This window comes from Pseudomonas sp. Tun-23181, from assembly GCF_057415455.1.
This window is the reverse complement of the sequence record NZ_CM171630.1, coordinates 5,460,310-5,480,441: the sequence shown is the minus strand read 5'-3', so window position 1 is coordinate 5,480,441 and position 20,132 is coordinate 5,460,310. Positions and strand designations below refer to the sequence as shown.

Here is a 20,132-nt window from a genome sequence, read left to right as displayed (position 1 = left end):
CCCTGTGGGAGCGGGCAAGCCCGCTCCCACAGGGTCCGCGGCGCAACTTAGAGAGGTTGCATCATGCACCAATGGATCAACGCCCTCGCCGACCATCAAGCCCGCGGCGAACCCTGCGTTCTGGTGACCATCATCGAGGAGCGCGGCTCCACCCCGCGCAACGCCGGCTCGAAAATGGTGGTCAGTGCCACCGGCCTGTACGACACCATCGGCGGCGGCCACCTGGAGTACAAGGCCCTGCACATCGCCCGGCAGATGCTCCAGGAACAACGCGGCACGCCCCACCTGGAGCGCTTCAGCCTGGGCGCGAGCCTCGGCCAGTGCTGCGGCGGCGTCACCGTGCTGCTGTTCGAGCCCATGGCTGCGGTGCAGGCGCAGATCGCCGTGTTCGGCGCGGGCCATGTCGGCCGCGCTCTGGTACCCTTGCTCGCCGCGCTGCCCTGCCGGGTGCGCTGGATCGATTCGCGCGAGCAGGAATTCCCCCAGAGCATCCCCGCCGGGGTGACCAAGGTCGTCAGCGAGGAACCGGTCGACGAAGTCGCCGAGCTGCCCGCAGGCTGCTACTGCATCGTCATGACTCACAACCACCAGCTCGACCTGGAACTGACCGCGGCCATCCTCAAGCGCAACGACTTCACCTGGTTCGGCCTGATCGGCTCGAAGACCAAGCGGGTCAAGTTCGAGCACCGCCTGCGCGAGCGCGGCTACGACGACGCCGTGGTGGCGCGCATGCGCTGCCCGATGGGCCTGGCCGAGGTCAAGGGCAAGCTGCCGATCGAGATCGCCGTGTCCATCGCCGCGGAAATCATTGCCACCTACAACGCCTGCTTCGGCCAGCACGACGCTGCCGCCAATTCAGGCCCCATTGCCCAGTTGCTGCCGCCCTCCCGGCGCAGCCAAGCCATTTGACGAGACTGCCATGAGCGCAACCCGCAAAGCCTACCGAGCCGCCATCCTGCACAGCATCGACGACCCGGCCGAGGTGGGCCTCGACGCTTCCCACGAATATTTCGAAGACGGCCTGCTGGTGGTCGACGATGGCCGTATCAGTGCCATCGGCCATGCCAGCGAACTGCTGCCGACCCTGGAGGCCGGCATCGAGGTGGTGCACCACCGCGATGCCCTGATCACCCCGGGCTTCATCGACACCCACATCCACTTCCCGCAGACCGGCATGATCGGCTCCTACGGCGAGCAGTTGCTGGACTGGCTGAACACCTACACCTTCCCCTGCGAGAAGCAGTTCGCCGACAAGGATCACGCCGACAAGGTGGCGAAGATCTTCCTCAAGGAACTGCTGCGCAACGGCACCACCACCGCCCTGGTGTTCGGCAGCGTACACCCCGAGTCGGTCAATGCCTTGTTCGAGGAAGCCGAGCGCCTCGACCTGCGCATGATCGCCGGCAAGGTGATGATGGACCGCAATGCCCCCGACTACCTGACCGATACCGCCGAGTCGAGCTATACCCAGAGCAAGGCGCTGATCGAACGCTGGCACGGCAAGGGCCGCCTGCACTATGCGGTGACCCCGCGCTTCGCCCCGACCAGCACCCCGGAACAGTTGGCTCTGGCGGGCCAGTTGCTCAAGGAATACCCAGGCCTCTACCTGCACACCCACTTGTCCGAGAACCTCAAGGAGATCGACTGGGTCAAGGCGTTGTTCCCGGAGCAGAAGGGCTACCTGGACGTCTACGACCACTACCAACTGCTCGGCGAGCGCTCGGTGTTCGCCCATGGCGTGCACCTGTGCGACGAAGAGTGCCAGCGCCTGGCCGAGACCGGCTCGGCCGTGGCCTTCTGCCCGACCTCCAACCTGTTCCTCGGCAGCGGCCTGTTCAACCTGCCCCAGGCCGAGCGCTTCAAGGTCAACGTGGGCCTGGGCACCGACGTCGGCGCTGGCACCAGCTTCTCGTTGCTCAATACCCTGAACGAGGCGTACAAGGTCATGCAGCTGCAAGGCGCGCGCCTGCACCCGTACAAGTCCCTGTACCTGGCCACCCTCGGCGGCGCCCGCGCGCTGCGCCTGGACGATCGCATCGGCAGCCTGCGCCCGGGCCTGGATGCCGACTTCGTGGTGCTCGACTACAAGGCCACGCCGCTGCTGGACTACCGTATCCAGCAGTCCAGCAGCATCGAGGAAACCCTGTTCGTGCTCACCACCCTGGGCGACGACCGCACCGTGCGCCAGACCTACGCGGCAGGGCGCTGCGTGCACCAGCGCTAAGGGTCGCGTGCCCTTTGGGGGCGCTTCGCGCGCCCCACTGCCGCTAGGCCCTCAACGATCAGGTGCTGGCGCAAGCCCTCGGTACAGGGCCCCACCGATCGCCGCGCCAATCAGCGGCGCCAGCCAGAACAACCACAGCTGCTGCAGCGCCCAGCCACCGACGAACAGCGCCGGCCCAGTGCTACGCGCCGGGTTCACCGAGGTGTTGGTCACCGGGATGGAGATCAGGTGGATGAGGGTCAGGGCCAGGCCGATGGCAATCGGCGCGAAACCCGCCGGCGCCCGCGAGTCGGTGGCCCCCATGATGATCACCAGGAACATCGCGGTCATCACCACCTCGCTGGTGAACCCCGCCGCCAGCGAGTAGCCGCCCGGCGAATGCTCGGCATAGCCATTGGAAGCAAGCCCCGACGACAGCTCGAAGCCGGCCTTGCCGCTGGCGATGAAATAGATCACCGCCGCCGCCAGGATCGCGCCGATCACCTGGGCGACGATGTATGGCAGCAGTTCCTTGGCCGGAAACCGCCCGCCCACCACCAGCCCCAGCGACACCGCGGGGTTGAGATGACAACCGGAGATATGGCCGATGGCGAAGGCCATGGTCAGGACCGTGAGGCCGAATGCCAAGGCGACGCCGAGCACACCGATGCCGGTGGGAAAGCTGGCAGCCAGCACGGCACTGCCGCAGCCACCCAGGACCAGCCAGAAGGTGCCGACCAGCTCGGCACCCATGCGCTTACCCAGAGAAATAGTCATGGATCCTTCCTCAAGTAGTTGATGCGACACAGGCGCAAGCCCAACTGCTCGATGAAGGTTTGCAGAAATGAATCTAGCAGAGCCTTGGCCAAGGGCCAGTAGGTTGGCTATCAGCGGCCCCAATGCGCCAGCCCAGGCAAACGATCAACCCTTGGCCGACACCTTGGGCTTTTTCTGCAGCAGGTGCGAGAACACCGCATGCAGGTCGTCCGAGGCGCTCTCCTCGTCCAGGTTCAGCTTGCTGTCGATATGGTCCATGTGGTGCATCATCAGGCTCACCGCTTGGTCCAGGTCACGGGCCTCGATGGCGTCGATCAACTGCATGTGCTCGTCGTAGGAACAGTGCGAGCGGTTGCCGCTCTCGTACTGGGCGATGATCAGCGAGGTCTGCGACACCAGGCTGCGCTGGAAGCTGATCAGCGGCGCGTTGCCGGCCGCCTCGGCCAGCTTGAGGTGGAATTCGCCAGAGAGGCGAATCCCGGCACCCCGATCGCCACGGGAGAAACTGTCGCGCTCCTCGCGGACCATCTGGCGCAGTTCGTTCAATTGCTCGGCAGTGGCGTGCTGCACCGCCAGTTCGGTGATGGCGCGTTCGACCATGCGCCGGGAGAAGAACACCTGGCGCGCCTCCTCCACCGTCGGGCTGGCCACCACCGCGCCCCGGTTGGGTCGCAGCAGCACCACGCTTTCATGGGCCAGGCGCGACAAGGCGCGGCGGATGATGGTGCGGCTGACGCCGAAGATCTCGCCCAACGCTTCCTCGCTCAACTTGGTGCCCGGCGCCAGACGCTGCTCGAGGATGGCATCGAATACATGGGCGTAGACGATGTCGTCCTGGGTACCGCTGCGGCCGGCCTTGCCGTTGCGCGCAGGTTTCTTCAGAGGTTGCAGCTGTTCGTTCATGGGCACTCGAGCACGGGGATCCGCCAGTCGGACCTTGACTGTAATACCTGTCAGAGGGTGGCTGGCAAGTCCTGGAAAGAAAAATAAGGGATCAAGGTATCGGCCTATTGTACACAGGCATATCGATTTCTGCAGGTGGCCTTTGCCTATATAGCCACTGTGCGCCAGATCGTGCGAACAAAAGATAAAACATTATTTGCATTATTTGTACACAAAAGCATAATCCACCGAGCGACTTCTTGACCCGAAAGTCAACAAACCGGTCAGACGTCTGCCAATCCCCCTCGCGGAGCCGCCAAGTGCACGACGCAGGACCAAGGCTCCAGAACAACAAGAAAGACTTGAGGAGTACTCGCTGTGGAAAGCCGCAAATCCGACGCCCCTACGCTGGATCTCGCCCCACCGCTCGAAACGAGCTGGCTGGAGCGGATTTTCAAACTCAAGCAACATGGCAGCACCGTCAGGACCGAGCTGATCGCCGGGGTGACCACCTTCATCACCATGGCCTACATCATCTTCGTCAACCCCAACATCATGGCCGACGCCGGCATCGACCACGGTGCGGCATTCGTCGCCACCTGCATCTCCGCCGCCCTCGGTTGCCTGCTGATGGGCCTGTACGCCAACTGGCCGGTGGGCCTGGCACCGGGCATGGGGCTCAACGCCTTCTTCACCTATACCGTGGTCGCCACCATGGGCTACACCTGGGAGGCGGCGCTGGGTGCGGTATTCGTCTCCGGCGTGCTGTTCATGTTCCTGACCTTGTCGAGGGTGCGCGAGTGGCTGCTCAACAGCATCCCGGTGAGCCTGCGGCACGCGATGGGGGCCGGCGTCGGATTGTTTCTCGGACTGATCGGCCTCAAGACCGCGGGTATCATCGTCGACAGCCCGGCCACCCTGATCAAGCTCGGCTCGCTGCATGAGCCAGGCCCACTGCTGGCGGCGCTGTGCTTCCTGTCGATCGCCATCCTCAGCTACAAGCGCGTGTTCGGCGCGATCCTGATCAGCATCATCGGTGTCACCCTGGCCGGTTGGGGTCTGGGGCTGGTGAAGTTTGGCGGGGTCATGTCGATGCCGCCGAGCCTGGCGCCGACCTGGATGGCGATGGACGTGGCTGGCGTGTTCAACGTCAGCATGATCAGCGTGGTGCTGGCGTTCCTGTTCGTGCACATGTTCGATACCGCCGGCACCCTGATGGGCGTGGCGCAACGGGCCAACCTGGTGGCGCCGGACGGGCGTATCGAGAACCTGTCGCGGGCGTTGAAGGCAGACAGTTCCTCGAGCGTGTTCGGTGCCGTGGTAGGCGTACCGCCAGTGACCAGCTACGTCGAGAGTGCCGCAGGCGTCGCCGCCGGTGGTCGCACCGGCCTGACCGCCGTGGTGGTCGGCCTGCTGTTCGTCGCCGCCATGTTCTTCGCCCCGCTGGCCGGCATGATCCCGGCCTATGCCACCGCCGGTGCGCTGATCTACGTGGCCATGCTGATGATGGGCAGCATGGCGCACATCCACTGGGACGAAGCCACCGACAGCATTCCGGCGATCGTCACGGTAATCATGATGCCGCTGACCTTCTCGGTGGCCGACGGCATCGCCCTGGGCTTCATCAGCTACGTGGCGCTCAAGGCGGGGACCGGCAAGTACAAGGAAATCTCGGCCAGCCTGTGGGTGCTGTGCGCGATCTTCATTGCCAAGTTCGTGTTTCTTTGATTGCCAGGGGGTGGGCATTCGTTTACCCCTTTCCACCTGAAGTCGCCTGGGGCTGCATTTGCAGCCCTTTCGCGACACAAGGCCGCTCCCACAGGCATTGCGCTGAATGACCGAACAGCGCGGTGTCTGTGGGAGCGGCCTTGCCGGGGCGCCGTACCGGTCGGAAAGGGGCGCGCAGCGGCCCCAGCATTCTTTGACCTATCCGCGGACAAGCTGCTCCCAGAAACCCTGCCAGCCGAACTGTTCATGGTGCGACAGTGCAGCCCAGGGGACCGAACAGGCTTGCAAGTCGATCGCAGGCGAGGTGGTTTGCAGGCTTATCAGCGCGCCGAATCGCCGCGAAGGCCAACCCTGGCAACACACGTGGAATGCCCCCCGTCGAACAGGCTGCAAGCCCCAAATTCCAGACGAAAAAAAGCCCGCCAGTGTGAGAGCGGGCCAAGGACCTACGAAGATTCTTCTAGCGACCAACTAGCTTCCACGATAGGTCGAGTAACTGTAAGGCGAGATCAACAGCGGTACATGGTAGTGCTCCTGCTGCTCGTCGATGCCAAAGCGCAGCACCACGACATCCAGGAAGGCCGGCTCCGGCAGCTTCACACCGCGAGCACGGTAGTAATCGCCAGCGCTGAACTGCAGCTGGTACACGCCGGTACGGTAGTCGTCACCCTGCAACAGCGGCGCGTCGACGCGGCCATCGCTGTTGGTCAGGGCAGTGTTCACCAGCTCCAGTTGCTGGCCTTCGACACGGTACAGCTCGACCTTGATCGAGCTGCCCGGGCAGCCGTGAGCGGCATCCAGTACGTGTGTGGTCAAACGTCCCATTTGCTTGTCGCCTCTTGTTCAATCTGTGGGCAAAAAATACACGGCTAGCACCACGCCCAGGGGCCTGTGGTGTGCGGGAGTAACGCCATTAAGACATTTTCTCGATAAATTGTACACAATTTTCTATCACCCTCTTCCAGCGCGCGCCTTCCCTCCCCACAACAGAGCCCATCAGTCGCAAAGACAGGCTCCGTGCCGACGTCGGCGTCATTAGCTGACCGATCAGGCAGGTTTCTTGCAACGTATTCCCAACCGACAAATGGGAAGAAATGCGGAAAAACGGGCTTACAAAAGGATTCAGAAGTTGTATACAATCACCTCATCCGGTGAGTGCGACATCCCGACGCGGCCCGCCCACCACCCGCACTAACGTACAAGAAGGAAGACTGCAGTGAGCGCTGACTATCCTCGCGACCTGATCGGTTACGGCAACACTCCACCTCACCCGCGCTGGCCGGGGAATGCCCGCATCGCCCTGTCTTTCGTGCTCAACTATGAAGAAGGCGGCGAGCGCAACATCCTGCACGGCGACAAGGAATCCGAAGCCTTCCTTTCCGAGATGGTCGCCGCCCAGCCCCTGCAGGGCCAGCGCAACATGTGCATGGAGTCGCTCTACGAGTATGGCAGCCGTGCCGGCGTATGGCGCCTGCTCAAGCTGTTCAAGGACAGCGGCGTCCCGCTCACCGTCTTCGCCGTGGCCATGGCCGCCCAGCGCCACCCCGACGTGATCCGCGCCATGGTCGAGGCCGGCCACGAGATCTGCAGCCACGGCTACCGCTGGATCGACTACCAGAACATGGACGAGGCCCAGGAGCGCGAGCACATGCTCGAAGCCATCCGCATCCTCACCGAACTGACCGGCGAGCGCCCGCTGGGCTGGTACACCGGCCGCACCGGCCCGAACACCCGTCGCCTGGTGATGGAGGAAGGCGGTTTTCTCTATGACAGCGACACCTACGACGACGACCTGCCCTACTGGGAGCCGAACAACCCGACCGGCAAGCCGCACCTGGTGATCCCCTACACCCTGGACACCAACGACATGCGTTTCACCCAGGTCCAGGGCTTCAACTGCGGCGAGCAGTTCTTCCAGTACCTCAAGGACGCCTTCGACGTGCTCTACGAAGAAGGCGCCGAGACACCGAAAATGCTGTCGATCGGCCTGCATTGCCGCCTGGTCGGCCGCCCGGCACGCCTGGCCGCGCTCAAGCGCTTCATCGACTACGCCAAGAGCCACGAGCAGGTCTGGTTCGCCCGTCGCGTGGACATCGCCCGCCACTGGCACGCCACCCACCCGTACAAGAAAGAGAACGCCTGATGACCGCCTTCAAGACCCTCAAGCCATCGACCCTGGAGCGTGACGCCTTCGTCAAGGCCTTCGCCGACATCTACGAGCACTCGCCGTGGGTCGCCGAAAAAGCCTACGATCTCGGCCAACTGGGCGAGCTGGACGAGATCGAGGCGCTGCACCAGCGCATGAGCGACATCCTGCTCAGCGCCAGCCACGACGAGCAACTGGCGCTGATCAATGCGCACCCGGACCTGGCAGGTAAAGCGGCCATCCAGGGCGAACTGACCGAATCGAGCACCAACGAACAGGCTGGCGCCGGCATCCACCAGTGCACGCCCGAGGAATTCGCCCGCTTCACCGAACTCAACGATGCCTACAAGGCCAAGTTCAAGTTCCCGTTCATCATGGCGGTCAAGGGCAGCAACCGGCACCAGATCCTCGCCGCCTTCGAGAAGCGTATCCACAACGACGTCGATACCGAGTTCAAGGAAGCGCTGGCGCAGATCAACCTGATCGCCCTGTTCCGCCTGCTGCAACTTTAAGAGACGGTGCCCGGCCGGCCCCGAGCGCGCGACGCGATCGCCCCGGGGCCGGCCTCTCACCCTGAATAGAACACAGAACAAAGAGATAACCGCATGCGCACACTCATGATCGAGCCCCTGACCAAAGAAGCCTTCGCCCCCTTCGGTGACGTGATCGAAACCGACGGCAGCGACCACTTCATGATCAACAACGGTTCGACCATGCGCTTCCACAAGCTCGCCACGGTCGAGACCGCCGAGCCCGAGGACAAGGCGATCATCAGCATCTTCCGCGCCGACGCCCTGGAGATGCCTTTGACCGTGCGCATGCTGGAACGCCATCCGCTGGGCAGCCAGGCTTTCATCCCGCTGCTCGGCAACCCCTTTCTGATCGTGGTCGCGCCCGTTGGCGATGCACCTGTATCAGGCTTGGTCCGAGCCTTCCGCAGTAATGGCAGGCAGGGCGTTAATTACCATCGCGGCGTCTGGCACCACCCGGTGCTGACGATCGAAAAGCGGGATGACTTCCTGGTGGTTGATCGCAGTGGTTCTGGCAACAACTGCGACGAGCATTACTTCACCGAGGAACAGATGCTGATCCTCAATCCCCACCAATAAGAAAAGGTCGGTCATCGCGTCGGTGACCGGCATGAGGTACATACTGTGGAAGCACACCTTCACGAATGGCTGAACCTGAGCATTCGCTGGGTTCACATGATCACCGGTATCGCCTGGATCGGTGCGTCGTTCTACTTCGTCTGGTTGGAGAACAACCTCAACCGCAGCAGCCCGCGCGAAGGGCTGTCGGGTGACCTCTGGGCCATCCACGGCGGCGGTATCTACCACCTGGAGAAGTACAAGCTCGCCCCGCCGAAGATGCCGGAGAACCTGCACTGGTTCAAATGGGAAGCCTACTTCACCTGGCTGTCCGGTATCGCCCTGCTGTGCGTGGTGTTCTACTGGAACCCGACCCTCTACCTGCTGGCACCCGGCAGCACCCTGAGCGGTGCCGAGGGCGTGGCCATCGGTATCGGCTCGCTGATCGCCGGCTGGTTCATCTACGACTTCCTCTGCGACTCGCCCCTGGGCAAGCGCCCCGCCCTGCTCGGCGGCGTGCTGTTCGTGCTGATCATCGCCGCCTGCTGGGGCTTCAGCCTGGTGTTCAGCGGCCGCGGTGCCTACCTGCACACCGGCGCGATCATCGGCACCATCATGGTCGGCAACGTGTTCCGCATCATCATGCCGGCCCAGCGCCAGCTGGTGGCGGCGATCGAGAAGAACGAAACCCCTGACCCGGTACTGCCGGCCAAGGGCCTGCTGCGTTCGCGCCACAACAACTACTTCACCCTGCCGGTGCTGTTCATCATGATCAGCAACCACTTCCCGAGCACTTACGGCAGCCAGTACAACTGGTTGATCCTGGCCGGGATCGCAGTGGCCGCGGTACTGATCCGTCACTACTTCAACACCCGCCACGACAGCAACAAGTACGCCTGGACCCTGCCCGTCGGCGCCCTGGCGATGATCTGCCTGGCCTATGTGACCGGTCCCAAGCCGATGTCGGTAGCCCCTGAGCAGGCCGCGATCGAGTACCAGCCGCTGCCAGCCACTGCCGTCGGTGGCAAGACCGCCGCCGAGCGGCGCGCCGAGGAAGCCGCCAAGGCCGCCGAGGCTCCAGCCGCTGCAGCCGAGGCCCCGGCCACCGCACAGGTCGCCCCGGGTGGTTTCGAGAAGATCCACACCGTCATCCAGGAACGCTGCACCGTGTGCCACTCGGCCAAGCCGACCAGCCCGCTGTTCAGCACCGCCCCTGGCGGCGTGGTGTTCGACACCCCGCAGCAGATCCAGGCCCAGGCCGCGCGCATCCAAGCGCAGGCTGTCGCCAGCCAGATCATGCCGCTGGGCAACATCACCCAGATGACCCAGGAAGAACGCAACCTGGTCGGTGCCTGGATCGCCAAAGGCGCTCCGGTCAACTGACCCAGGCAACAGCTGCGAGCCACAAGCTCCACGCTGCACGTAGTACGTAACAAGCAAGCATCGAGCGTCAGGCTTCAACGCGGGAACCCCAGGCTTTTTCTTGAAGCCTGCCGCCTGAAGCCTGGCGCTTGGATCCGAGAATAAAAACAAAACTCGAGGTGCTGCATGTCCGAGTCACGCAAGGCGTACATCCCCGTTGCGCCCCCACGACAACCCCTACCCCTGTTCCAACTGATTCTGGTGGGCCTGCAACATGTACTGCTGATGTATGGCGGCGCGATCGCCGTGCCCCTGATCATCGGCCAGGCCGCTGGGCTGTCTCGTGAAGAAGTCGCTTTCCTGATCAACGCCGACCTGCTGGTCGCCGGCGTCGCCACCATCGTCCAGTCGTTCGGCATCGGCCCGGTGGGTATCCGCATGCCAGTGATGATGGGTGCCAGCTTCGCCGCCGTCGGCAGCATGGTGGCCATGGCTGGCATGCCGGGCGTGGGCCTGCAGGGGATCTTCGGCGCGACCATCGCCGCCGGGTTCTTCGGCATGCTGATCGCGCCGTTCATGTCCAAGGTGGTGCGCTTCTTCCCACCGCTGGTCACCGGCACGGTGATCACCTCGATCGGCCTGTCGCTGTTCCCGGTCGCGGTCAACTGGGCCGGTGGTGGCCATGAGGCCGAGACCTTCGGCTCGCCCATCTACCTGCTGGTGGCCGGCCTGGTGCTGTCGGTGATCCTGCTGATCAACCGCTTCATGCGCGGCTTCTGGGTCAATGTCTCGGTGCTGGTAGGCATGGGCCTGGGCTACGTCCTGGCCGGCTCGATCGGCATGGTCGACCTCTCCGGCCTCTCCCAGGCGCCGTGGCTGCAGGTGGTCACCCCGCTGCACTTCGGCATGCCGACCTTCAGCCTGGCGCCGATCCTGTCCATGTGCCTGGTGGTGGTGATCATCTTCGTCGAGTCCACCGGCATGTTCCTCGCCCTGGGCAAGGTCACCGACCGCGAAGTCACCCCGGGCATGCTGCGTCGCGGCCTGATGTGCGACGCCGGCGCCTCGTTCGTCGCCGGTTTCTTCAACACCTTCACCCACTCCTCCTTCGCCCAGAACATCGGCCTGGTGCAGATGACCGGGGTGCGCTGCCGCTACGTCACCGTGGTCGCGGGCGCCTTGCTGATCCTGCTCAGCCTGCTGCCGAAGGCGGCCTTCCTGATCGCCTCGATCCCGCCCGCGGTCCTCGGTGGCGCGTCCATCGCCATGTTCGGCATGGTCACCGCCACGGGGATCAAGATCCTCCAGGAAGCGGACATCTCCGATCGGCGCAACCAGTTGCTGGTGGCGGTCAGCGTCGGCCTCGGCCTGATCCCCGTGGTCCGACCGGAGTTCTTCGCGCAGTTGCCCCAGTGGATGGAGCCCATCACCCACAGCGGCATCGCCATGGCCACGGTCAGTGCACTGGTGCTGAACCTGCTGTTCAACATCCTCGGTGGCGCTGACCGCGCGGCGCACAACGACGCCTGTCACCAGCACTGAGCCAGACGGGGGGGCGGCCTGCGCCGCCCCCTCGTTCCCCCCGTCGTAACCGCTGGACCGTCGGCCCGCCGGAATGGGCCGTCCGGGGCGCCTGCGCGCCAAAAAAACGCCAACAAAAACAATAAGTCCGGGAATCACGACATGAAGCGCATCACCTCGTCCCTGCTGCTGGGCAGCAGCCTCTTGGCCACCCTCCCCGCGTTCGCGGGCGACCTGCTGGAGTGGCATGGCGAAAGCCTGACCTACCTGTACGGCAAGGACTTCAAGATCAACCCCCGCATCCAGCAAACGCTGACGTTCGAGCACGCCAACCGCTGGAAGTATGGCGACACCTTCCTGTTCATCGACAAGATCTTCTACAACGGCCAGGCCGACCCGAACAAAGGCGTCACCACCTATTACGGCGAGTTCAGTCCGCGCCTGTCGTTCGGCAAGATCTTCGACCGCAAGCTCGAGTTCGGCCCGGTCAAGGACGTGCTGCTGGCCATGACCTACGAGAGCGGCGAAGGCGACAACGAGGCCTACCTGATCGGCCCCGGTTTCAGCCTGGCGATCCCCGGCTTCAACTACTTCAACCTGAACTTCTACTGGCGCAACACCGAAGGCAGCCGACCGGGCGACAATGTCTGGCAGATCACCCCGAGCTGGTCCTACACCATCCCCGTGGGCAACTCCGACCTGCTCATCGACGGCTACATCGACTGGGTGGTGGACAACGACGAGACCCGCCGAGGCACCTACCACGCCAACCTGCAGTTCAACCCACAGGTCAAGTACGACCTGGGCAAGGCCCTGAACCTGGGCGCCAAGCAGCTCTACGTGGGTATCGAATACAGCTATTGGAAGGACAAGTACGGCATCGACAGCCGCGGCAACCTGGACAGCAACCAGAGCGTGACCAGTGCCTTGGTGAAGGTACACTTCTAAAAGTTGACTCATAAATCAGGTTTTATGACATAGTGCGCCAGGACGGAGCACTTGAGGCAAGGCGCGCAAGTGAGTAATCTGCGCGCCCCCTCGATCGGGGCAGGACGGACCCTGCCCGCGTTTACTGACCGCTCAGTCAATGAATTCGGGCGGTTGGCCAACGTGTTGCCAGCCTGAAATACCCATTTTCATCCGTTCAGAACGAAGTCGAGCAGGATGGTTGTGACTAACCCGGAAAGGTTGGCGCAGCTCTTGCCAAACAGCTGTGGCCAATCGAAAAAAGCTGACCCAAAAGACAAAAATAGCGCCGCAGAGCGCTGACAACAGATCCAATCAAGGGAGCGACCCACGCAATGCGTACCCTCAACAGCCTGATCCTCGCCGGCGGCCTGCTGGCTTGCGGTACCAGTTTCGCCGGCGACCTGCTGCAATGGCAGAACAACAGCCTCACCTACCTGTGGGGCAAGAACTTCAAGGTGAACCCTGACATCCAGCAGACCTTCACCTTCGAGCACGCCGACGGCTGGAAGTACGGCGACAACTTCATCTTCATCGACAAGATCTTCTACCAAGGCAAGAAAGACGCCAACAACGGCCCGAACACCTACTACGGCGAGATCAGCCCGCGCCTGTCGTTCGGCAAGATCTTCGACCAGCAGCTGGCGTTCGGCCCGGTCAAGGACGTGCTCCTGGCGATGACCTACGAGTTCGGCGAAGGTGACACCGAGGCCTACCTGATCGGCCCCGGCTTCGACCTGGACATCCCAGGCTTCGACTACTTCCAGCTGAACTTCTACCAGCGCACCACCGATGGCAGCCGCCCGGGTGACAATGTCTGGCAGATCACCCCGGTGTGGTCGTACACCATTCCCGTGGGTTCGTCCGACCTGCTCATCGACGGCTTCATGGACTGGGTGGTGGACAACGACGAGAACCGCCGCGGCACCTACCAGGCCAACCTGCACTTCAACCCGCAGGTCAAGTACGACCTGGGCAAGGCGCTCAAGCTTGGCGAGAAGCAGTTGTACGTGGGTATCGAGTACGACTACTGGAAGAACAAGTACGGCATCAAGGACAGCGATGCGTTCACGACCGACCAGAACACCATGAGCTTCCTGCTCAAGGTGCACTTCTGACCTGAGCATGCGGGAGCGGGCTTGTCTGCGAATGCGCCTGTCCCGGTATCACCGGAGCATGGCAAGGGCGGCGCCCTTGTTCGCGGGCAAGCCCGCTCCCACAAGGCCCCTGCACACCGCGCCACTCGTGATCGGCTCGCAACCCTGGGAGCGAGCCTGCCAAGGCACCGAACCGCCGCGATCCGGGGCATCGCCCCAGCCATCCTCCGCTCAAGCCGCTGGCCGCAGCGCCCGCCACAGCTTGCCCACCACACTGACTACCGCCAGCACCACGGCCCCGGCCACGACTCCAGCCACACCATTGAGCAACGCGCCGGTCAATGCCCCACCCCGCCCGTCGCTGAACGCCTCGATGGCATGGTGCAGCGGCGCGATGCCATGCACCAGGATCCCGCCACCGACCAGGAACATCGCCGCAGTGCCGATCACCGACAGGCTCTTCATCATGTACGGCGCCGCGCGCAGGATGCCATTGCCCACCGCGCGGGCAATCGGCGAGGCTTTCTGGGTCATCCACAGCCCCAGGTCGTCGAGCTTGACGATCCCACCCACCAAGCCATAGACACCGATGGTCATGACGATGGCGATACCCGACAGCACGATGATCTGCTGGCTCAGCGGCGCATCGGCCACGGTGCCCAGGGTGATGGCGATGATTTCCGCCGAGAGGATGAAGTCGGTGCGCACCGCTCCCTTGATCTTGGTTTTCTCGTAGGCCACCAGGTCGATCTCGGGGTCGGCCACCGCCTCCTTGCGCGCACTGTGCTCGGCCTCATCCTCGGCCTTGCTGTGCAGGAACCGGTGCGCCAGCTTCTCGAAGCCCTCGAAGCACAGGTAGGCACCGCCGAGCATCAACAGCGGCGTCACCGCCCAGGGGATGAAGGCACTGATCAGCAGCGCCGCCGGCACCAGGATCGCCTTGTTCACCAACGAGCCCTTGGCCACCGCCCAGACCACCGGGATCTCCCGCTCGGCCCGTACGCCCGTGACCTGCTGGGCATTGAGTGCCAGGTCGTCGCCCAGCACGCCTGCGGTCTTCTTCGCCGCGACCTTGGTCATCACCGAGACATCGTCCAGTACCGTGGCGATGTCGTCGATCAACACCAGTAGACTGCTTCCTGCCATGTTCACCTGCTTCCGAGGGGTTGTGAGAAGCTCGAATTCTAGCCCAGGGATGCTGCCTTGAGCGCCCGGCGAAGCGGGTGCTACCATGCCGGACCCTCCTAGAGGTGGCCAGACAAAGGAAGATTCCCGACAATGAGCACCATTCGCGAGCGCAACAAGGAACTGATCCTGCGCGCAGCCAGCGAGGAATTCGCCGACAAGGGCTTCGCCGCCACCAAGACCAGCGACATCGCCGCCAAGGCCGGGCTGCCCAAGCCGAACGTCTACTACTACTTCAAGTCCAAGGAAAACCTCTACCGCGAAGTGCTGGAAAGCATCATCGCGCCGATCATGCAGGCCTCCACGCCGTTCAATGCCGACGGCGACCCCAGGGAAGTGCTGAGCGCGTATATCCGCTCGAAGATCCGCATTTCCCGCGACCTGCCCCATGCCTCCAAGGTGTTCGCCAGCGAAATCATGCATGGCGCCCCGCACCTTTCACCGAAGCAGGTGGAGCAGCTCAACGAACAGGCACGGCACAACATCGAGTGCATCCAGCGCTGGATCGAGCGCAAGCAGATCGCCCCGGTCGACCCTCACCACCTGATGTTCAGCATCTGGGCGGCGACCCAGACCTATGCCGACTTCGACTGGCAGATCGCGGTGGTGACCGGCAAGGCCAAGCTCGCCGACAGTGACTACGACGCGGCGGCGCAGACCATCATTCGCTTGGTGCTCAAGGGCTGCGAGCCCGAGGCCGCCTGAACCTCACTGGGGCCGCTTCGCGCCCCTCGCGGCACGAGGCCGCTCCCACGGGCCATGCGCTCTTCTCAAGCACAGCGCCGAACCTGTGGGAGCGGCCTCGTGCCGCGAATGGGCTGCCAAGCAGCCCCTTGCACCGTCAACGGATCACGCCACTACACCGGCATCCGCCGTCAACCCCACCTCCTCGATCGCACTGATCGCGCACTGCTCGTCAATATCCGAGGTATCGCCGCTGATCCCCACCGCTCCCAGCACCTTGCCGTCCTGATCGCGCACCAGCACACCACCCGGCGCCGGCACCACCGGGCGCTCGCCCAGGCCATTGAGCGCGGCGAAGAACGCCGGGCGCTGCTGGGCATCCAGCGCCAGCAGGCGCGACCCCTTGCCCACGGCGACAGCTCCCCAGGCCTTGCCTATCGCCACCTGCGGACGCAGCAGGCTGGCGCCATCCTCGCGTTGCAGCGCCAATAGATGCCCGCCGGCATCCAGCACCGCCACCGTCAACGGTGCGGCGTCGATCTTGCGGCCAGCGGCCAGCGCGGCGTTCACCAGGCTGACAGCGACTTTCAGGGTCAATGCGTTCATGGAAAGGTCCTCTTCTTGTTGTGAGAAGCCCTGAGGGCAGTTGAAAACCGATAGCTCAATAGAACACAACGCTCATACTTTTTGTATACAATATTTTTAAAATATCGTGCACGACACGGCGAAACCCAGTTTTCAAGGGCATTCCGACGAACGCCACTTCCCGGGATGAAAATGGATTGACCTAAGCCGCTGAGCGTGAATACACTCTACCGCAAAGCAAGTTGTATACAATTACAAAATCGATGAGGCACAAACCATGAGCAAAATGAGAGCAATCGATGCAGCCGTTCTGGTCATGCGCCGTGAAGGTGTAGATACCGCGTTCGGCATCCCGGGGGCTGCCATCAACCCGCTGTACTCGGCCCTGAAGAAAGTCGGTGGCATCGATCACGTCCTCGCTCGTCACGTCGAAGGCGCCTCGCACATGGCCGAGGGCTACACCCGCGCCAACCCCGGCAACATCGGCGTGTGCATCGGCACCTCCGGCCCTGCCGGCACCGACATGGTCACCGGCCTGTACAGTGCCTCGGCCGACTCCATCCCGATCCTCTGCATCACCGGCCAGGCCCCGCGCGCACGCCTGCACAAGGAAGACTTCCAGGCCGTCGACATCACCAACATCGTCAAGCCGGTGACCAAGTGGGCCACCACCGTCCTGGAACCGGGCCAGGTGCCCTACGCCTTCCAGAAAGCCTTCTACGAAATGCGCACCGGCCGCCCGGGCCCCGTGCTGATCGACCTGCCGTTCGACGTGCAGATGGCCGAGATCGAATTCGACATCGACGCCTACGAACCCCTGCCGGTCCACAAGCCAGCGGCCAACCGCGTCCAGGCCGAGAAGGCCCTGGCCATGCTCAATGAAGCCGAGCGCCCGCTGATCGTCGCCGGTGGCGGCATCATCAACGCCGACGCCAGCGACAAGCTGGTCGAGTTCGCCGAACTGACCGGCGTGCCGGTCATCCCGACCCTGATGGGCTGGGGCACCATCCCTGACGACCACCCGCAGATGGTCGGCATGGTCGGCCTGCAAACCTCGCACCGCTACGGCAACGCCACCCTGCTCAAGTCCGACCTGGTGTTCGGCATCGGCAACCGCTGGGCCAACCGCCACACCGGTTCGGTCGACGTCTACACCGAAGGCCGCACCTTCATCCACGTGGACATCGAACCGACCCAGATCGGCCGCGTGTTCACCCCCGACCTGGGGATCGTCTCCGATGCCGGCGCCGCGCTGGATGCCTTCATCGAAGTGGCCCGCGAGTGGAAGGCCGCCGGCAAGCTCAAGAACCGCGGCGAGTGGCTGCAAGACTGCCAGCAGCGCAAGTCGAGCCTGCAGCGCAAGACCCACTTCGACAACGTGCCGGTCAAGCCGCAGCGCGTCTACGAAGAGATGAACCAAGTGTTCGGCAAGGACACCTGCTACGTCAGCACCATCGGCCTGTCGCAGATCGCCGGCGCGCAGTTCCTGCACGTGTACAAGCCGCGTCACTGGATCAACTGCGGCCAGGCCGGCCCGCTGGGCTGGACCATCCCCGCCGCCCTGGGCGTGGTCAAGGCCGATCCCAAGCGCAAGGTCGTCGCGCTGTCGGGTGACTACGACTTCCAGTTCATGATCGAAGAGCTGGCCGTGGGCGCGCAGTTCAACCTGCCCTACGTCCACGTGCTGGTGAACAACGCCTACCTCGGCCTGATCCGCCAGGCCCAGCGTGGCTTCGACATGGATTACTGTGTTCAACTGGCGTTCGAGAACATCAACGCCACCGAAGCCAACAACTACGGCGTGGACCACGTGGCCGTGGTCGAAGGCCTGGGTTGCAAGGCACTGCGCGTGTTCGAGCCGGCCGAGATCGCCCCTGCCCTGCTCAAGGCGCAGAAGATGGCCGAAGAACACAGGGTGCCGGTGGTGGTCGAGGTGATTCTCGAGCGTGTGACCAACATTTCCATGGGTACCGAGATCAACGCGGTCAACGAGTTCGAAGACCTGGCCCTGGTCGGCAACGACGCGCCTACCGCGATCTCGCTGCTGGACTGACCGCCTGACGCCCCCGTGCCGGCTGTGCCGGGGGCTTTCATCTGCAAGGAGACAACCATGCCTCGCTTCGCTGCCAACCTGTCCATGCTGTTCACCGAGCAGGACTTCCTGGCCCGCTTCAAGGCCGCCGCCGACGCTGGCTTCAGCGGTGTCGAATACCTCTTCCCGTACGATTTCAGCGCCGCCGAGATCAAGCAACAGCTCGACGCCCACGGCCTGACCCAGGTGCTGTTCAACCTCCCGGCGGGCGATTGGGCGCAAGGCGAGCGCGGCATCGCCTGCCACCCCGACCGCGTCGAGGAATTCCGCGCCGGGGTCGACAAGGCCATCGAATACGCCAAGGTCCTGGGCAACACCCAGGTCAACTGCCTGGCCGGCATCCGCCCACAAGGCCCGGACTGCGCCACCGTGCGCAAGACCTTCGTCGACAACCTCAAGTACGCCGCCGACAAGCTCGAAGCCGCCGGTATCCGCCTGGTCATGGAAATGATCAACACCCGCGACATCCCCGGCTTCTACCTGAACACCACCAAACAGGCCCTGGAGATCCAGGCCGAAGTCGGCAGCGCCAACCTGTTCCTGCAGTACGACATCTATCACATGCAGATCATGGAAGGTGACCTGGCGCGCACCATGGAAGCCAACCTGAAGTTGATCAACCACATTCAGCTGGCCGACAACCCCGGCCGCAACGAACCTGGCACCGGCGAGATCAACTACCGCTTCCTGTTCGAACACCTGGACCGCATCGGCTACCAGGGCTGGGTGGGCGCGGAGTACAAGCCACTGACCACCACCGAGGCGGGCCTGGGCTGGCTGAAGACCCACAACGCGATCTGAGAATGCTCTCGAAGGGGCAGCCCCGGCTGGCTTCCATATTCCCAGCGTCGCCTGCTCCACCGAGATTCAACAAATACAACGAGGTAATCTCTCATGGCTAAAATCGGTTTCATCGGCACCGGCATCATGGGCAAGCCCATGGCCCAGAACCTGCAAAAAGCAGGTCACAGCCTCTTCGTTTCCACCCACCACGATGCCGCTCCGGCCGACCTGATCGCCGCAGGCGCCGTCGCCCTGGCCAACCCGAAGGAAGTGGCCCAGGAAGCCGAGTTCATCATCGTCATGGTCCCCGACACCCCACAGGTCGAAGCCGTCCTGTTCGGTGAAAACGGCGTGGCCGAAGGCGTTGGCCCGAACAAGATCGTGATCGACATGAGCTCGATCTCGCCCACCGCCACCAAGGTCTTCGCCGAGAAGATCAAGGCCACCGGCGCCGCCTACCTGGACGCCCCGGTCTCCGGCGGTGAAGTCGGCGCCAAGGCCGGCACCCTGAGCATCATGGTCGGCGGCTGCCCGAACGCCTTCGAACGCGCCCTGCCGCTGTTCGAGGCCATGGGCAAGAACATCACCCGCGTCGGCGGCAATGGCGACGGCCAGACCGCCAAGGTGGCCAACCAGATCATCGTCGCCCTGAACATCCAGGCCGTCGGCGAGGCCCTGCTGTTCGCCGCCAAGAACGGCGCCGACCCGGCCAAGGTCCGCGAAGCGCTGATGGGCGGCTTCGCCTCCTCGAAAATCCTCGAAGTGCATGCCGAGCGCATGATCAAGGGCACCTTCGACCCGGGCTTTCGCATCAACCTGCACCAGAAGGACCTGAACCTGGCCCTGCAAGGCGCCAAGGAGCTAGGCATCAACCTGCCCAACACCTCCAACGCCCAGCAAGTGTTCAGCACCTGCGTCGCCCTCGGCGGCGGCAACTGGGACCACTCGGCGCTGATCAAAGGCCTGGAGCACATGGCCAACTTCTCGATCCGCGACGACAAGTGAGCTTCAAGCGGCAAGCTTCAAGCGGCAA

The 20,132-nt window shown here is 63.5% G+C and carries 19 protein-coding genes; 14 read left to right on the top strand and 5 right to left on the bottom strand.

Annotation, left to right across the window (positions count from 1 at the left end; genetic code table 11):
- The first annotated feature begins 63 nt into the window (after positions 1–63).
- A complete protein-coding gene (xdhC, locus tag ACDI39_RS25965) occupies positions 64–909 on the top strand; it encodes a xanthine dehydrogenase accessory protein XdhC (RefSeq protein ID WP_253167915.1) in 846 nt (281 codons plus the stop codon).
- 10 nt (positions 910–919) lie between these two features.
- Entirely contained in the window at positions 920–2,224 is a 1,305-nt protein-coding gene (guaD, locus tag ACDI39_RS25960) for a guanine deaminase (RefSeq protein ID WP_225789905.1), read from the top strand.
- A gap of 51 nt (positions 2,225–2,275) precedes the next feature.
- Here the strand turns inward: guaD and aqpZ are convergent, their stop codons facing one another.
- Both aqpZ and ACDI39_RS25950 read right to left on the bottom strand, forming a co-directional pair.
- On the bottom strand, positions 2,276–2,980 hold the full coding sequence (gene aqpZ, locus ACDI39_RS25955) for an aquaporin Z (protein WP_225789906.1): 705 nt from the start codon (positions 2,978–2,980) through the stop codon (positions 2,276–2,278).
- Between the two features lie 144 nt (positions 2,981–3,124).
- Complete coding sequence (locus ACDI39_RS25950; protein WP_225789907.1) at positions 3,125–3,883, bottom strand: GntR family transcriptional regulator; 759 nt, start codon at positions 3,881–3,883, stop codon at positions 3,125–3,127.
- Positions 3,884–4,240: 357 nt separating this feature from the next.
- Here ACDI39_RS25950 and ACDI39_RS25945 point away from each other — a divergent pair, with 357 nt between their 5' ends.
- Entirely contained in the window at positions 4,241–5,590 is a 1,350-nt protein-coding gene (locus ACDI39_RS25945) for an NCS2 family permease (RefSeq protein ID WP_410045707.1), read from the top strand.
- Between the two features lie 471 nt (positions 5,591–6,061).
- On the opposite strand, the gene uraH is transcribed toward ACDI39_RS25945, so the two are convergent.
- Positions 6,062–6,415, bottom strand: a complete 354-nt coding sequence (gene uraH, locus ACDI39_RS25940) for a hydroxyisourate hydrolase (protein ID WP_225789908.1) — start codon at positions 6,413–6,415, stop codon at positions 6,062–6,064.
- Between the two features lie 391 nt (positions 6,416–6,806).
- On the opposite strand from uraH, the gene puuE reads away from it, so the two are divergent.
- From puuE to ACDI39_RS25905, 7 genes are all read left to right on the top strand, one after another.
- Positions 6,807–7,733, top strand: coding sequence for an allantoinase PuuE (gene puuE, locus ACDI39_RS25935; protein ID WP_253081599.1), 927 nt, complete (start codon positions 6,807–6,809; stop codon positions 7,731–7,733).
- Positions 7,733–8,248, top strand: a complete 516-nt coding sequence (uraD, locus tag ACDI39_RS25930; protein ID WP_225789910.1) for a 2-oxo-4-hydroxy-4-carboxy-5-ureidoimidazoline decarboxylase — start codon at positions 7,733–7,735, stop codon at positions 8,246–8,248. The genes puuE and uraD overlap by 1 nt, the downstream gene beginning before the upstream one ends.
- 93 nt (positions 8,249–8,341) lie before the next feature.
- The gene (locus tag ACDI39_RS25925; protein ID WP_133331566.1) at positions 8,342–8,845 is read left to right on the top strand and encodes an ureidoglycolate lyase; all 504 of its coding nucleotides are present in this window, start codon (positions 8,342–8,344) and stop codon (positions 8,843–8,845) included.
- Positions 8,846–8,890: 45 nt separating this feature from the next.
- A complete protein-coding gene (locus ACDI39_RS25920) occupies positions 8,891–10,207 on the top strand; it encodes a urate hydroxylase PuuD (RefSeq protein WP_225789912.1) in 1,317 nt (438 codons plus the stop codon).
- Positions 10,208–10,372: 165 nt separating this feature from the next.
- Positions 10,373–11,728: a nucleobase:cation symporter-2 family protein gene (locus tag ACDI39_RS25915; protein WP_253081600.1), complete on the top strand. Its 1,356-nt coding sequence runs from the start codon at positions 10,373–10,375 to the stop codon at positions 11,726–11,728.
- 141 nt (positions 11,729–11,869) lie between these two features.
- Positions 11,870–12,655, top strand: a complete 786-nt coding sequence (locus ACDI39_RS25910; protein WP_486537162.1) for an outer membrane protein OmpK — start codon at positions 11,870–11,872, stop codon at positions 12,653–12,655.
- Positions 12,656–13,008: 353 nt separating this feature from the next.
- Entirely contained in the window at positions 13,009–13,791 is a 783-nt protein-coding gene (locus ACDI39_RS25905; RefSeq protein ID WP_225789915.1) for an outer membrane protein OmpK, read from the top strand.
- A 210-nt stretch (positions 13,792–14,001) separates the two neighbouring features.
- On the opposite strand, the gene ACDI39_RS25900 is transcribed toward ACDI39_RS25905, so the two are convergent.
- Positions 14,002–14,916, bottom strand: coding sequence for a DUF808 domain-containing protein (locus ACDI39_RS25900; protein ID WP_486537161.1), 915 nt, complete (start codon positions 14,914–14,916; stop codon positions 14,002–14,004).
- Between the two features lie 132 nt (positions 14,917–15,048).
- On the opposite strand from ACDI39_RS25900, the gene ACDI39_RS25895 reads away from it, so the two are divergent.
- On the top strand, positions 15,049–15,660 hold the full coding sequence (locus tag ACDI39_RS25895; protein ID WP_225789917.1) for a TetR/AcrR family transcriptional regulator: 612 nt from the start codon (positions 15,049–15,051) through the stop codon (positions 15,658–15,660).
- Positions 15,661–15,804: 144 nt separating this feature from the next.
- Here ACDI39_RS25895 and ACDI39_RS25890 read toward each other — a convergent pair whose 3' ends face one another.
- A complete protein-coding gene (locus tag ACDI39_RS25890) occupies positions 15,805–16,245 on the bottom strand; it encodes a GlcG/HbpS family heme-binding protein (RefSeq protein WP_225789918.1) in 441 nt (146 codons plus the stop codon).
- Positions 16,246–16,501: 256 nt separating this feature from the next.
- Between ACDI39_RS25890 and gcl the strand changes: the two genes are divergently transcribed.
- The 3 genes from gcl to ACDI39_RS25875 all read left to right on the top strand — a co-directional run bounded on the left by gcl (position 16,502) and on the right by ACDI39_RS25875 (position 20,104).
- Positions 16,502–18,277: a glyoxylate carboligase gene (gene gcl, locus ACDI39_RS25885; protein WP_486537160.1), complete on the top strand. Its 1,776-nt coding sequence runs from the start codon at positions 16,502–16,504 to the stop codon at positions 18,275–18,277.
- A 57-nt stretch (positions 18,278–18,334) separates the two neighbouring features.
- Positions 18,335–19,117 carry a hydroxypyruvate isomerase gene (gene hyi, locus ACDI39_RS25880; RefSeq protein WP_253081823.1) on the top strand — a complete coding sequence of 261 codons (783 nt, stop codon included), beginning with the start codon at positions 18,335–18,337 and terminating at the stop codon, positions 19,115–19,117.
- 93 nt (positions 19,118–19,210) lie between these two features.
- Positions 19,211–20,104 carry a 2-hydroxy-3-oxopropionate reductase gene (locus ACDI39_RS25875; RefSeq protein WP_486537159.1) on the top strand — a complete coding sequence of 298 codons (894 nt, stop codon included), beginning with the start codon at positions 19,211–19,213 and terminating at the stop codon, positions 20,102–20,104.
- Positions 20,105–20,132 lie beyond the last annotated feature (28 nt).